This window comes from Pseudomonas sp. B28(2017) (assembly GCF_002113025.1).
In the GTDB taxonomy this organism is placed as follows: Bacteria; Pseudomonadota; Gammaproteobacteria; order Pseudomonadales; family Pseudomonadaceae; genus Aquipseudomonas.
Genome location: NZ_NEJH01000019.1, coordinates 18,372 through 31,836, shown reverse-complemented (window position 1 = coordinate 31,836; position 13,465 = coordinate 18,372). Strand labels below are relative to the sequence as shown.

Below are 13,465 nucleotides of genomic sequence, written 5' to 3'. Positions count from 1 at the left end.
TGATCAGGTCAGCCACCGATCAAGTGAGAGAACCGATTCAAGCTCTTCGAGCCGCCACAACTGCCCCATCAACTCTTCAGCCTGCCCCCGTGGCATAACCCGCTCGGCCAAACTGAAAAACTTCTCCTCCAGCGCGACATCACTCAGCGCATTACCCGGCGCGCCCAACGGCACTTCAACGCACAGGCTCGCTTGCCGACCGTCCACGGTCCGCAGTGTCACTACGGGCTCGCCATCCTCGGACAGTTGCGGGTCCGCTTCAAGGCGAATGCGTGACATCCACTGGACAATGCGTGGATCGTTACGCGCTTCATCGTCATAGGCCTGCAATCGACAATGGCCATGTACCAGCCGTGCCGCCAGTGCATAGGCCAGGCTCATCTGCGCCGCCGCGAGGGTGCCGACATCCTGGCCGCCACACATGTTCTGGAGAAAACCACACAGCGAAACCTGTATGTCTTCGACCTGATCGACTGGCACATTCAATTGGTCGAGCAAAAGCCCCAACGCATCGATGGCCGAATGCGTGCCGCGACACGAGGCGTAGGGCTTGATCGAGCAGCGGGCAAGTTTCCATACGGTGCCGAGATCTGCATCCAGTGCTTCGGGGGTTGAGGTGGTGGCGGCAAGTGTCTGCAAAAAGCCGCCCCAGACATCCTCGAACAACCTTGTTGGACCACTGATGCCCTGCTGCGCAAACCGCGCCGCCAGCAAACCGCCTTCGGCGGCCCGGCCACTGTGCAGTTTTTTACTTTGCGAGCCGTCGTGGATGAAAGCCCACAAGCCGCCGCTGAAGCTGCCGGCGATGCCCAGGGCCGACAAGGTTTGCCCGGCATTCAATCGAAAAATCCGTGCACTGGCGGCTGCCGCGCCGAACACTCCGCAGGTCGCCGTGGAGTGCCAGCCAGCGCCATTATGGGCTGAGTAGCCGCCGCAGGCTTCGAGCACCCGGCGTCCGACTTCGTAACCGATCACCACGGCCGTGATGAACTCGCGGCCGCTCACCGGTTGCCCGGCCATCGACACCGCCGCCATGACCGCCGGCAGCACTACGGCGCCTGAGTGGTCGCAGCCACCGGTGTCGTCCAGTTCCAGGGCATGGGCGGCGATGCCGTTGAGCATGGCTGCCTGAGCGGCGCCGACCCGCTGGCGAGTACTCCAGACCAAGGTGCCGCCCGTTTCGTCTTCGAATACCTGCCGTGCCGTTTTCGCTACTTCGCTGTCTGCCCCGGCGAGGGTCGCGCCGAAAGTATCGAGGATGTGACGCTTGGCTTGCTCCACCAGTGCGGGCGGCAGGTCCTCGAACTGTGTCTCCACGCAAAATTTCGCCAGTCGTTGCATGCGCTCGGTCATAGCAGATAATCCCGGTAGTGCCGCTCATACACTGACGCCGGATGATCCTCGGTCACTGGCGCAGCCGACTGGTCCCACCACTGGGCAACCTCGGTACCTGTGGCGATCCACACGTCATCGTGCTGCAAAATTCCCTCAAGCAATTCACGCAAAACACCAATCCGTCCCGGCGTGGCGATGATCTCCGGGTGCAGGCGCAGCACATAGCACAGGCCGAAGCGATGAAATCCGGCGAAGTCCATTTGCAGGTTGCCCAAGGTGTGGCTATAGGATGCGATCCGCGATTGCGCAGGCGGCACCGCCGGGCTGAGGTTGAAGGCGAAATAGGGTTCGTCTTCCAGTTCGTAGTGCAACGGCAATTCGATCACCTGCGGTGCCGTCGGATGCGCGTAAGGCAAATCATCGCCGCGCCATGACGATGACCAGCGAATGCCCTGATCTTTCAATGCCTCGATGAAGCCGGGGGCACCGTTGCCGGCCGGGAGGCGAAAACCGGTCGGACGCTGGCCAGTCAGCGCCGTCAACGCCGCGCATCCTTTGGCGATGTCGGCGCTCTGCGCAGCGAGGTCGAGGGTGTCGTAGTTCTGATGGTGATACCCGGCGCAGGCAATTTCATGCCCGTCTGCCTGGATCGCACGAATATGCTCGGGGTTTTCCTCGGCGACGATACCGGGTACGAACCAGCTGCTGGAAACACCGAGCTCTTTGAACAAAGCGAGCAATCGCTCGACCCCGCGTTGGGTACCGTAGCGCCATACCGACAATGTCTTGTCACGCCCGGCAACTTCCGGGGCTTGCGTGAGGATACCGTGGACGTCGTTGTAATCGACGGTCAGCACTACCGCGCAGCGATAGCCCTTGGGCCAGACAGTGGAATCAGCCATGGTGATGCTCCTTCAGCCACCACTGGGCGACATCGCGGCAGGTGGCGAACCACACGTCGTCGCGTTGGCGCATGTGTTCAAAGAGTTTTTCCAGCAGCAGGATGCGCCCTGGTTTTCCGGTGATCTTGGGGTGGAACAGGGTGGTCAGGCACAGCCCTTCATCCATGGCGCCGTCGTATTCACGGCACCAGTTGTCCAGGGTCAGGGCGTAGCTGGCGGTGCGGTCCAGCCCGGACGGGAAGTCCGGGGCCCGTGTGTAGGCGATGGAGGCGTAGTCGTCCATTTCCCAGCGACCGGGGATTTCCACCAGCGGAGTGGCATGGCCCGGCACATTGACCAGGTACGGCCGGTCATCGCCGCGCATGCTGCTGGAGTAAGTCACGCCGGCCTCCATCAGCATCGCCGGGGTTTCGGCCCGCCAATCGCCGGACGGCGTGCGGAAACCTTCGGCGCGGATGTGCAGGTGCTTCCAGAACACCTCGCGGGACAGCTTCATCACGTCCTTTTGCTGTTCCAGTGTCAGGGCGTAGAAGGATTCGTGTTTGTAGCCGTGATAAGCCACCTCATGCCCGCGCTCGACAATCGCCTGACACTGTTTCGGCCAGTTCTCCACGACCCAGGCCGGGACAAAGAAGGTCGTCGGCAGACGGAACTCGTCGAGCAGATCGAGAATCCGCGGCAGCGCCCGGTACGGGCCGTAACCACCGAAACCGAAATACTCGGGCTTGTGCCAGATCGAGCCATTGAGCATGGCATCGCCGGTAGGGCCGTCGAGGTCGAAGGCCAGGGCCAGGCAGGCTTTGTGCCGGTCGGGCCAGGTGGGTTGGGGTGAGGAGGACATCGTTAGTGCTCCATTTATTTATGGGTAAAACACAATCCCTGTGGGAGCAGGCTTGCTCGCGATGAGGTCATCACATTCAACATCATCGTCGACTGAGCCACCGCCATCGCGATCAAGCTCGCTCCTACAGTTGATACGGGGTGCCTGCTCGATTATTTCCCGGCGTTGATGGTCACAGTCTTGATCGCACCCAGTTCCAGGTCCCACTTCTTCAGGATCGCCTGGTAGCTGCCGTCGTCGATCATGCTCTGCAGCGCAACCTTCACCGCTTCACTCAGCTCAGGTTTTTTCTTGCTCACACCCATCCCGGTGTACTGCTCGGAGATCGGCAGGCCCACGGTTTTGTACATATCCTTTTCCTGGGTCTTGAGGTAAGGCAGGGTTTCGCTGCCCTGCATGGCGGCGTCGATACGGCTCTGGCGCAGTTGCGCACGGGCATCGGCCGAGCCTTCGGTGCCGATCACATTGATCGCAGGCTTGCCGGCTGCTTCACAGTTGGCCTTGCTCCACTCGGCGATTTCCGCCGGGAAGGTGGTACGGCGGCTGGTGCCGACTTTCTTGCCGCACAGGTCGACGATTTCGTTGGTGTCCTTGTTTTTCTGCAGGGTGTAGAACTGCGGACCGCTGGTGAAGTAGTCGACGAAGGTCACGCTGGCCTGACGTTCGGCAGTGTCGGTCATGCCCGACAGCACCATGTCCACGCGGTCGGTGGTCAGGGCGTTGATCATTTGTTCGAAGCCGGTTTCCTGCCATTTGATCTTCACACCCAGACGTTCGGCCAGGGCATTGCCCAGGTCATAGTCCAGACCGGTGAGCGTGTTGGTGGCCGGGTCCTTGAAATCCATAGGCGGGTAGTTCGGCATGATCGCTACGACGATTTCGCCCTTGGCCTTGATGCTGGCCGGCAATTCGGCAGCGAAGGTGAAGCCGGATGCCATAACGCCGGCGAGTACTGCTGGAATAACGAGTTTCTTCATGGTCGTTCTCTTATGAGTGTTGTGAGGCGGCTCTTGTTTTCCAAGCACGGCCCTTAGGTTCGAACGGCAGAAATGAAGCTTTGGGTGCGAGGGTTTTGCGGACTTATTAGTATTTCTTCGGGGCTTCCAGCCTCCACGATCTGCCCGCCGTCCATGAACACCATGCGGTTGGATACTTCGCGAGCGAAGCCCAGTTCATGGGTGACGACGATCATGGTCATGCCGGTCTGCGCCAGATCGCGCATCACCGACAGCACCTCACCGACCAGTTCCGGGTCGAGTGCCGAAGTGGGTTCATCGAACAGCATCAGCTTGGGACGCATGGCCAATGCACGAGCAATGGCGACGCGTTGTTGCTGACCACCCGAAAGCTCGATCGGGTAGCTGTTGCACTTGTCGGCCAGGCCGACGCGGGCGAGCAGTTCCAGGGCTTCTTCGTGCGCCTCTTTGGGCGAACGCTTGAGCACCTGGCACGGCCCTTCGATGATGTTTTGCAGCACGGTCATGTGCGGGAACAGGTTGAAACGCTGGAACACCATGCCGGTGGACAGGCGCTGGCGGGCGATCTGCGTTTCGTTGAGTTCATGCAGCTTGTTGCCGACAACACGGTAGCCGACCAGTTCGCCGTCGACCCAGAGGCCACCCTTGTCGATCTTTTCCAGCTGGTTGACGCAACGCAGAAAGGTGCTTTTGCCGGAGCCGGACGGACCGATGATGCACAGCACTTCGCCTTGCTCGACTTCGATGTTGATGTCCTTGAGCGCGTGGTACTGGTCGTAATATTTGTTCAGGTTCACGGCCTTGACGATGCTTCTCATGTGGGGCTCCTCAGGAACGCTTGCCGGCACCGCGGGCGAAACGACGCTCCAGACGGCTTTGACCAAAGGACAGGACGGTGACAGTGGCCAGGTACCAGATACCGGCGACGATCAGCAGTTCCATCACGCGGGCGTTGGCGTAGTAGATGTTCTGTGCGTTGTAGAGCAGTTCCGAGTACTGGATGACGCTCGCCAGCGAGGTCATTTTCACCATGCCGATGAACTCGTTGCCCACCGGCGGAATGATGATCCGCATGGCCTGCGGCAGGATGATCCGGCGCAACGCTTGCAGACGCGGCATGCCGATCGACTTGGCGGCTTCGTACTGTCCGGTGTCCACCGAGAGCAGACCGGCGCGCACCACTTCGGCGGTGTAGGCACCCTGGTTGATGCTCAAGCCGAGCAGGGCGGCCACGAACGGCGTCATCAGGCTCACAGTGTCCAGTTCGAACAGGCCGGGGATACCTACGGTGGGGAAGATCAGCGCCAGGTTGAACCACAACAGCAGTTGCAGGATCAACGGCGTGCCGCGAAACAGCCAGGTGTAGGTCACTGCCACGTAGCGCAGGATCGGGTTGGCCGACATGCGCATGATCGCGGTGATCACCCCGAACACGATGCCCAGTGCCATGGCCAGCACTGCCATGACGATGGTGTTGAGCAAGCCCCACATGATCGCCTGGGAAGTGAGGAACTGCCCGATGTACGACCATTCTATCTTGCCTTCGGCGAAGGCCCGCACCAGGCCCAGGATTGCAATGACAATCACCGTGGCGAAGAAAATGCGACCGTAGTAGCGTCGTGGCACATGTTGGTACTGGGTGATGTCGAACTGGTTTTCCGCCAGTTTGCGCTCCGTCTGGAGTCGTTCTGCCTGTGTCTGGCTCATGTTGGTTCTCCGTACACATTATTTCGGGTCAAACACTTATCCCTTGTAGGAGTTTTGTGTTTTGGCTCAGAGACGGAAGCCCTGATAGTTTTCGGTCCATGCTTGCTGGGCGGCGAGGGCGGTTTTCAACCGGCCGATCTGCTCGCGCACCTGTTGCGGCGCGGTGCCGCCCCAGCCACTGCGCGCAGCGATGGCGGCTTCCAGGGTCAGGCTGTCGCGGACCTCGGGAGTCAGGCGTGGGTCCACCTCGGCCAACAGCGCCGGTGACGCTTCCCACAATTCGATATCGTGTTTCTCGCAGGCCTGTACCAGTGCACCGGTGATTTCGTGGGCTTCCTTGAACGGCACGCCGCGTACGGCAAGCCAGTCTGCGACTTCGGTAGCGAGGGTGAACCCCAGTGGTGCCTGACGACGCAGCTCTTCGACGTTGACCTTCATGGTCGCGACCATTCCAGCCATGGCCGGCAGCACCAGCAGCAGGGTGTCGACGCTGTCGAGCACGCCGTTCTTGTCTTCGCTCAAGTCGCGGTTGTAGGACAGTGGCAAGGATTTGAGGGTGGACAGCAGACCAGTCAGGTTACCGATCAGGCGCCCGGCCTTGCCCCGTGCCAGTTCGGCGATGTCCGGGTTTTTCTTCTGCGGCATGATCGAACTGCCGGTGGCATAGGCATCGTCCAGCGCGACCCAGCGGAATTGCCGTGACGACCACAGGCAAAACTCTTCGGCGAGACGCGAAATGTTGATGCCGAGCATGCTGGCAATGAACAGGAACTCGGCGACATGATCGCGGCTGGCGACGGCGTCGATGGAGTTTTCGCAAACGCCGCTGTAGCCCATTTCTTTTGCCGATTGCTGTGGCAGGCGGGCGATGGCCGAGCCCGCCATGGCCGCCGCACCGAGTGGCGACAGTGAAGCACGCGCGTCCCAGTCCACCAGACGCTGCACGTCGCGCAGCATCGACTGGGCGTGGGCCAGCAGGTGATGAGCAAACACGATCGGTTGTGCCTGCTGCAGGTGGGTGAAACCGGGGCAGATGCTCTCGATATGTTGCTCTGCCTGATCTACCAGCGCCTGCTGCAAGGCCAGCACTTCAACGGTCAGGGTGCGCACGTGGTCACGCAAGAACAGACGCAGATCGTTGGCCGTCTGGTCGTTGCGCGAACGCCCGGCGCGCAGCTTGCCACCGAGGGTGCCAAGGCGTTCGGTCAGCAGACGCTCGATGAAGGTGTGGACGTCTTCGTCGTCCAGGGTCGGGGCGATGCTGCCAGCGCGGAAATCAGCGCCGATACGTTCCAGGGCGTCGAGCATGGTCTGGGTTTCTTGCCCGCTCAAAAGACCGGCGCGCTGCAACTCCCGGGCGTGGGCCTTGGAACCGGCGAGGTCGTACGGGGTCAGGCGGAAGTAGCGCTCAGGGCAACGGGACAGGGCGGCCAAGGCTTCGGACGGACCGCTTTTGAAGCGAGCACCCCAGAGACGGTCGGTGGTTTGAGACATTGTTGTTTTCCTCGTCGGTAACGCGAACTGAAATCGGAGTGCCGGGCCGTAATCGCCGCTGCGCTATTGAGCCAATAGCAGCGGACGGAATCAGGCCAGAGCAGTTTTCAAGAGGGCAGTTGCAAAAAGTCGAGAGCTGATCGAAGTGTCAGCTTTTAATGTTTTGAGATCAGTGAGTTGGCACTGATGTTCGGGATTTTTTGGCGGTTGCCAAGTCTGGTTTTCTGTGTTCATTATTATTAGGCCAGCTATGTTTTTGTTGTTGGACACAGGTTGTTGAATACGGCGCAAGAGGTAAATAAGCATTATGGAAACCCCACTTTCCAATTCCGGAAACCCGCCGCCGAAAACGCTGCAACGGGCACCGTTGGCCCTTAGTGGGCTGGACTTCAAACTGCTCAAAGTGTTCAAGGCCGTGGTCGAGGCTGGAGGCTTCAGTGCTGCGCAAAATGAGCTGAACGTGGGGCTGGCAGCCATCAGCAAACAGATTTCCGACCTGGAAATCCGTATCGGCATGCGCCTTTGCACGCGTGGGCGAGAGGGTTTTCATCTGACGGAAGAAGGGCGTCTGGTGTATCAGGCGTCGATAGACTTATTTGCCTCGGTTGACAACTTCCGCGATCGCCTTAGTTCAGCGCAAAACGAACTTATCGGTGATCTTGGTGTGGGGGTTATTGATAACACCATCTCTGACGCCAATTCACCGTTAGTTGCCGCGCTTAGAAAAATTAACGAACAGTCGCCCAAGGTTCGATTTCAACTTCAGGCAACGCAACTTGATGAGGTGGAAAGGGGTGTTGTAGAGGGGCGGTTAGTCGCGGGAATTGTGCCGGTTTATCAAAAACGCGAAGAGTTCGATTACTACGCGCTATACGAAGAACGCTCGGAGGTTTATTGCGCGGTCGGCCACCCCCTGTTCTCCATGGCAGACGCTGAAATGGCTGGCAATGTGCTCAAGGATTACGAGTGCATCAACCATCGCTACGCGATCCACCGGGATAAGCTCAACTTTGCCCGCTACGACAGCTTTTCCGCCTCGGCAACCCAGGTGGAGGCCGTTGCGCTGCTGATCAAGACTGGTCGTTTCGTGGGTTTCCTGCCCCAGCATTACGCCGCGCCGATGGTGGCGCGGGGAGAGTTTCGCGCGGTGTGCCCGGACCTGATCAACATCGTCACGCCGTTCAGTCTGATCCTGCGCCATAACACTGTACGCAGCCCGTTGGTGAAGGCATTTACCCAGGCACTGGGCGTGGATTTAAAAGCCTCAGCTTGATTGATTACCGCGTTGAACACTAACTAACGAACACTGGCGGCCAATGGGGGGGATGATTGGACCAGGCTTAAAGCTTCAGTATTTACAGCAACGCGAAACCTTTTTTCGAAACGTCGGCTCAATACTGGTTGTAGTGTTCCCAATGCCGTGCAGTGAAGAGCGCGATAATCGCTCAGAGAAAGAACGTCGATGACCAAGACAATGAGTTCAGAGCGTATTTACACACTCTGGGCCGATAGCTGCCTGCTACGGCGCAGCTATCGGGCCAATACCCAAAACGCTGTCAGCACAACGACTTCTGGAAATAGAACCGGGTATGCCCCGGTGGATAATCTGCCAGGCGTCCGAATTCGGAGTAACCAAGTCTTTGGTAAAACCCGGGTGCCTGAAAGCTGAAGGTCTCCAGCCAGATACCAATGCAGTGTTTTTTCTGCGCGACTTCTTCGGCCATGCGCATTAGCCGTTCTCCGATACCCTGGCCACGCATCGACTCGGGAACGCTGACAAGATCGATGAGTAGCCATCGATAAGAGACCTTGCCGTACAGCCCGCCAATGACTTCGTTGCTGTCAGGATCTCGTAGCAACAGGGCAAATGTTTCATGGGCATCGTCCCCACCGTTGGCCAGGTTATGGGCCAGCAACGGGGTCAGAATTCCTGACCGCTCTTCTTCAGTCGCATTTTCCGAAAGATGGATTTCTACAGACATGGCGCTCTCCCTGAGCTGTGAGTAACCGGTACAACAAGGTAGCCCATTTCTGTCACCCCATGGTGAATCAGTAAATGCATCAACCTACCGTGAGAAGGAGTCCACACATGAAGCTTATGCGCATTGGGGTCGACCTGGCCAAGAACGTGTTTCAGATTCACGGCGTGGATCGTCATGAGCAGCCAGTCTGGCGGCAGCGTTTACCTCGCGATCGCTGGCTGCAAACGGTGCTGGAGAAGATCGAGCCCGGCTGTGAGATCGGCATGGAAAGTTGTGGCGCTGGCACCTTAACTCCAGCATTTGCCATTGAAAAAAACACTGCCGTCTCTGTTCTTCATATGTGACGAGAGCTGGGCCATGGGCTTGTCGCCGCTTATCTATGGGCGAAATCATGATCGATAGCCTGTTGCCGATTTTTCCGGTCGTGTTGGTCGCTGTCCTCACGACCGCAACACTTCGTTTACTCTTATCCGCCTGAATGATCAGTCGAGGATTCCAATGTCATCGTTTGTCTGTGCCGAAACGCTATGGATCGATACGCCCCATGGGCGACTGTTTACCCGACGCTGGTTTCCGGCGGGTGTGGAATACAGTCAGGTAGAACCGCCGATCATTCTTTTTCATGATTCCCTGGGATGCGTCGAATTGTGGCGAGATTTCCCTGAGCGACTCTGTCAGGCCACAAAGCGCGAGGTGATTGCCTACGACCGACTCGGCTTCGGGCAGTCGGATCCGTACCCGGGGAACTTGCCCATGCATTTCATTCGCGACGAAGCCGAGCGTTTCTTCGCATTCATAAGGGCCGAATTCCAATTCGATCGGTTTGTCGCCTTTGGCCATAGTGTTGGCGGCGCGATGGCAACGAACTGCGCCTCCTTGTACCCGCAGAGCTGCGTTGCATTGATCACCGTTTCAGCACAAGCCTTCGTTGAAGAGCAGACGCTGCGCGGCATTCGGGATGCCAAGGCACAGTTTGAGGTGCCAGGGCAAATGGCGCGTCTTGAGAAATATCATGGCGATAAAGCGCAGTGGGTGCTGTCTGCCTGGACGGATACCTGGCTGTCGGAGGCATTCAGCGGCTGGACGATTGAAGACGCCATTGACGCTATTCACTGCCCGCTGCTTGCACTTCATGGAGAGCAAGACGAGTACGGATCCGTTCTGCACCCCATGCGTATCGCCAGACTTGCGACGGTGCCCGGGGAATACCTGATACTGGAAAATTGTCATCATGTCCCCCATCGAGAGACCCCCGATGTCGTTCTGGATGCAGTCGGTCGACTCCTTCGGATCAGCCATTGATGAGTGACTGATTCTGGGCAATGGCTGCCTGTCACCAAGGGCTGCAACCAACCCATCGCACCCTCTTTCCAATGGCGCTACGCTGGTGATCGCATCCCTCACATTCTGATGACAACGAAATGAACCGCCTTCTTTATTGCCTGCGAAGCTGGGCCCGAAAGCTGAAACGGCAAACCATGGTTCTGTGGTTTTGTTATCAGCATCCGCAAACACCCTGGCTACCCAAGTGGATCTCGGTTTTTGTCGTGGCCTATGCGCTGAGCCCAATCGACCTTATTCCCGATTTTATTCCCGTGCTTGGATACGTGGATGACGTGATTATTTTGCCGCTTGGCATTCTGGCTGCTATCCGGCTGATGCCAACAGCAGTGCTGCAGGAGTGTCAGCTCAAAGCGGCGGAGTGGGAGGCTAGAGACTTGCAGCGCCCTGTGAACAAGCTTGCTGCGGTGTTCATCGTACTGACGTGGTTCATTGCCGCGATTGGTGCGTGGCGAGCGTGGGGGTGATTGACAAAGAATCGATAGAAATGGGGGGAGTGAAGCTGTCGTCCAGTTCCGTGAATGGTTGCAGCAACACTTTATCCATCGAATCAAAGCCAATGCAGGAGAGCAATGGTATACAGCCAGCCGATGCTGAGGGTGATGATCAGGTAGACCACCACGAGCATCAGAGCGTAATTCCACATGACACTAACCTCCCATAATCGCGGTTTGAGGCGCGTCAGGGGCGTCTGATAAACCGAATAAACATGGGTCAACCCGTACCACAGCATCCGCGCTGCTCCTGAATCGGCGGGCATTTCACCGTGCCAAACGAACAGAACACGCAGCAGTCACCGGGGTTCGGGCGTAGCAGGGTTTTGCAACTGCCACACTCATAGAAGAACTGGCACGCGTCCGTGGGCATGGCCTCCTGCTTGGCGAAACCGCAATGCGGGCAGGTCAACACGGACTCGAGGATGACGGCGCTCATGCTTGCCTCACTTGTGCATGGTTGGGGTTCTGAATGTCGAGCCTGACGGTTTTCTGCTGGAGCCTGAGCCATCGTCTTCTCCATTGAATCGATCTAACCTAGAGTCACTCTACACTCCGTACCCGGGTACAGAATCAAGGGGCGCGTGATGGCGACAGGGCTGAGTATCGGCAAGCTGGCGGAAGCTGCCGGGGTGAACATCGAGACCATTCGTTATTACCAGCGACGCGGCTTGCTGGATGAACCACCAAAGCCGCTCAGTGGTTATCGGCACTATCTACCGGAGCAGGTCAAACGATTGCGCTTCATCAAGAGGGCGCAGGCACTGGGATTCACGCTGGATGAGGTGGGCATGCTGCTGACACTTGATGCGGCCTGCACCTGTAGCGAGACTCGGGCACTGGCCGTGCGCAAGCTGGGCATGATCGAGCAAAAGATGGCCGACCTTGCCGCCATTCGGCAGGTGCTGGGCGAACTGGTGCAGAAATGCGATGAAGGCGACGGCGGGGCCGTTTGCCCGATCATCGATGTGCTGAATAGGGAGTGATGCCCGGTTGCCGGGCATCATGCACAGGCGTCAGGCCAGCACCCCGTACCCTGTAATCGTAGAGAACCAGGCCTGCACCCGGTGCAATGAGCACGGCAGGCATACCCGTGGAAAACGTCCCGGGAGTCTGAGGGACATATCGGCAAAGAGTCGCAAGCCCTGAAGCGTTGGGGTTTGCGACTTTTTCGGCTATCGAGCCAAGGGGAAGATCTCTACATTCAGATCGACCGTTGATTCACGCGCAGAGTCAGTTCCTGCGCTGACTCTTTTCTTTCCGAGTAGCGGTCAACCAGATCGGGGCGATCCCGTAGCAGCAGGGTAAATTTCACCAGTTCCTCCATAACGTCCACCACCCTGTCGTACAGCGACGATGGCTTCATGCGGTTGGCATCGTCAAACTCCAGAAAAGCCTTTGGCACGGATGATTGATTGGGGATTGTGAACATGCGCATCCAGCGCCCCAGCACACGCAGTTGATTCACCACATTAAAGGACTGGGAACCGCCGCAGACTTGCATGACCGCGAGGGTTTTTCCCTGGGTTGGACGAATGGCCCCCAACGCCAACGGTACCCAGTCTATTTGTGCCTTGAATACGGCGGACATGGATCCGTGGCGTTCTGGCGAGCACCAGACCTGTCCTTCAGACCACTGCATCAGTTCGAGCAGTTCCTGGACTTTCGGGTGATCGGTGGGCGCGTCGTCCGGTAGTGGCAGGCCTGAAGGATTGAAGATCCGCGTCTCGGCGCCGAAGTGTTCGAGCAACCGGGCGGCTTCTTCGACCAACAGGCGACTGAACGACCGTGCACGAGTGGAGCCGTATAGCAACAGGATGCGCGGCTTGTGCTGGTCGTCGCGTCCATTGGCGATGGGTTGAGTCAGTGAGGTGTCGAGATTGGGCAGCGGATGGGTCATGGGGGCTCCGGTTACAGCGTGCCGATGCGGTCGAGTTCCCGCTTCAGCGCATCGCGGTCAATTTGGGCAAAAGGCAGGTTCATGAATGCCCGGCAGCGCGTTTCAATGTGCGCCAGGGTTGCGTGGAACGCCGCCGATACCGTTGCTTCATCGCCCTTTATGTCCGATGGGTCTTCCAGGCCCCAATGTGCTTTCAGTGCCGGTCCGAAGTACACGGGACACGACTCGCCGGCGGCCTTGTCGCAGACCGTAATGACGATATCCGGAGGGTTGGTTTCGAACGCGTCATTGCCTTTGCTGCTCAAGCCGTCGATGGCAATGCCGGCCTCTTGCAGCGTGCTCAGGCTGCGGGGCAACACCTGTCCCCTGGGGAAGCTGCCGGCACTGATCGCCTGAAAACCTTCCGGGGCGAGATGATTGAACATGGCTTCGGACAGGATGCTGCGACAGCTATTGGCGGTACACATGAACAGAACGCGCATGGTGACTCCT

The 13,465-nt window shown here is 58.4% G+C and carries 15 protein-coding genes and 1 pseudogene; 5 read left to right on the top strand and 11 right to left on the bottom strand.

Annotated features, from left to right (window positions below; translation table 11 throughout):
* Positions 1–3 precede the first annotated feature (3 nt).
* The 7 genes from CAF65_RS26805 to argH form a co-directional block, all read right to left on the bottom strand.
* Complete coding sequence (locus CAF65_RS26805) at positions 4–1,353, bottom strand: MmgE/PrpD family protein (RefSeq protein WP_085719000.1); 1,350 nt, start codon at positions 1,351–1,353, stop codon at positions 4–6.
* Positions 1,350–2,237, bottom strand: a complete 888-nt coding sequence (locus CAF65_RS26800) for a polysaccharide deacetylase (protein WP_085718999.1) — start codon at positions 2,235–2,237, stop codon at positions 1,350–1,352. Before CAF65_RS26800 ends, CAF65_RS26805 begins: the two co-directional genes overlap by 4 nt.
* Positions 2,230–3,078: a polysaccharide deacetylase gene (locus CAF65_RS26795; protein ID WP_085718998.1), complete on the bottom strand. Its 849-nt coding sequence runs from the start codon at positions 3,076–3,078 to the stop codon at positions 2,230–2,232. Before CAF65_RS26795 ends, CAF65_RS26800 begins: the two co-directional genes overlap by 8 nt.
* 152 nt (positions 3,079–3,230) lie before the next feature.
* Positions 3,231–4,055, bottom strand: a complete 825-nt coding sequence (locus CAF65_RS26790) for an ABC transporter substrate-binding protein (protein ID WP_085718997.1) — start codon at positions 4,053–4,055, stop codon at positions 3,231–3,233.
* Between the two features lie 53 nt (positions 4,056–4,108).
* A complete protein-coding gene (locus CAF65_RS26785) occupies positions 4,109–4,873 on the bottom strand; it encodes an amino acid ABC transporter ATP-binding protein (RefSeq protein WP_085718996.1) in 765 nt (254 codons plus the stop codon).
* Between the two features lie 10 nt (positions 4,874–4,883).
* Positions 4,884–5,762: an amino acid ABC transporter permease gene (locus CAF65_RS26780; RefSeq protein WP_085718995.1), complete on the bottom strand. Its 879-nt coding sequence runs from the start codon at positions 5,760–5,762 to the stop codon at positions 4,884–4,886.
* A gap of 66 nt (positions 5,763–5,828) precedes the next feature.
* A complete protein-coding gene (gene argH, locus CAF65_RS26775; RefSeq protein WP_085718994.1) occupies positions 5,829–7,256 on the bottom strand; it encodes an argininosuccinate lyase in 1,428 nt (475 codons plus the stop codon).
* Positions 7,257–7,563: 307 nt separating this feature from the next.
* Here argH and CAF65_RS26770 point away from each other — a divergent pair, with 307 nt between their 5' ends.
* Complete coding sequence (locus CAF65_RS26770) at positions 7,564–8,529, top strand: LysR family transcriptional regulator (RefSeq protein WP_085718993.1); 966 nt, start codon at positions 7,564–7,566, stop codon at positions 8,527–8,529.
* A 283-nt stretch (positions 8,530–8,812) separates the two neighbouring features.
* On the opposite strand, the gene CAF65_RS26765 is transcribed toward CAF65_RS26770, so the two are convergent.
* Entirely contained in the window at positions 8,813–9,238 is a 426-nt protein-coding gene (locus CAF65_RS26765) for an N-acetyltransferase (RefSeq protein WP_085718992.1), read from the bottom strand.
* A 107-nt stretch (positions 9,239–9,345) separates the two neighbouring features.
* On the opposite strand from CAF65_RS26765, the pseudogene CAF65_RS26760 reads away from it, so the two are divergent.
* The 3 genes and pseudogenes from CAF65_RS26760 to CAF65_RS26750 form a co-directional block, all read left to right on the top strand.
* Positions 9,346–9,519 (top strand): annotated as a pseudogene (locus CAF65_RS26760) (IS110 family transposase); the annotation flags it as partial.
* A 217-nt stretch (positions 9,520–9,736) separates the two neighbouring features.
* Positions 9,737–10,540 carry an alpha/beta fold hydrolase gene (locus CAF65_RS26755; RefSeq protein ID WP_085718990.1) on the top strand — a complete coding sequence of 268 codons (804 nt, stop codon included), beginning with the start codon at positions 9,737–9,739 and terminating at the stop codon, positions 10,538–10,540.
* A gap of 119 nt (positions 10,541–10,659) precedes the next feature.
* Complete coding sequence (locus CAF65_RS26750; protein WP_085718989.1) at positions 10,660–11,046, top strand: YkvA family protein; 387 nt, start codon at positions 10,660–10,662, stop codon at positions 11,044–11,046.
* Positions 11,047–11,293: 247 nt separating this feature from the next.
* On the opposite strand, the gene CAF65_RS26740 is transcribed toward CAF65_RS26750, so the two are convergent.
* On the bottom strand, positions 11,294–11,512 hold the full coding sequence (locus CAF65_RS26740; protein WP_085718987.1) for a GDCCVxC domain-containing (seleno)protein: 219 nt from the start codon (positions 11,510–11,512) through the stop codon (positions 11,294–11,296).
* Positions 11,513–11,660: 148 nt separating this feature from the next.
* Between CAF65_RS26740 and merR the strand changes: the two genes are divergently transcribed.
* A complete protein-coding gene (merR, locus tag CAF65_RS26735) occupies positions 11,661–12,059 on the top strand; it encodes an Hg(II)-responsive transcriptional regulator (RefSeq protein ID WP_085718986.1) in 399 nt (132 codons plus the stop codon).
* 218 nt (positions 12,060–12,277) lie between these two features.
* Here merR and arsH read toward each other — a convergent pair whose 3' ends face one another.
* Complete coding sequence (gene arsH / locus CAF65_RS26730) at positions 12,278–12,973, bottom strand: arsenical resistance protein ArsH (protein ID WP_085718985.1); 696 nt, start codon at positions 12,971–12,973, stop codon at positions 12,278–12,280.
* Between the two features lie 11 nt (positions 12,974–12,984).
* Entirely contained in the window at positions 12,985–13,455 is a 471-nt protein-coding gene (locus CAF65_RS26725; protein WP_085718984.1) for an arsenate reductase ArsC, read from the bottom strand.
* Positions 13,456–13,465: the final 10 nt, after the last annotated feature.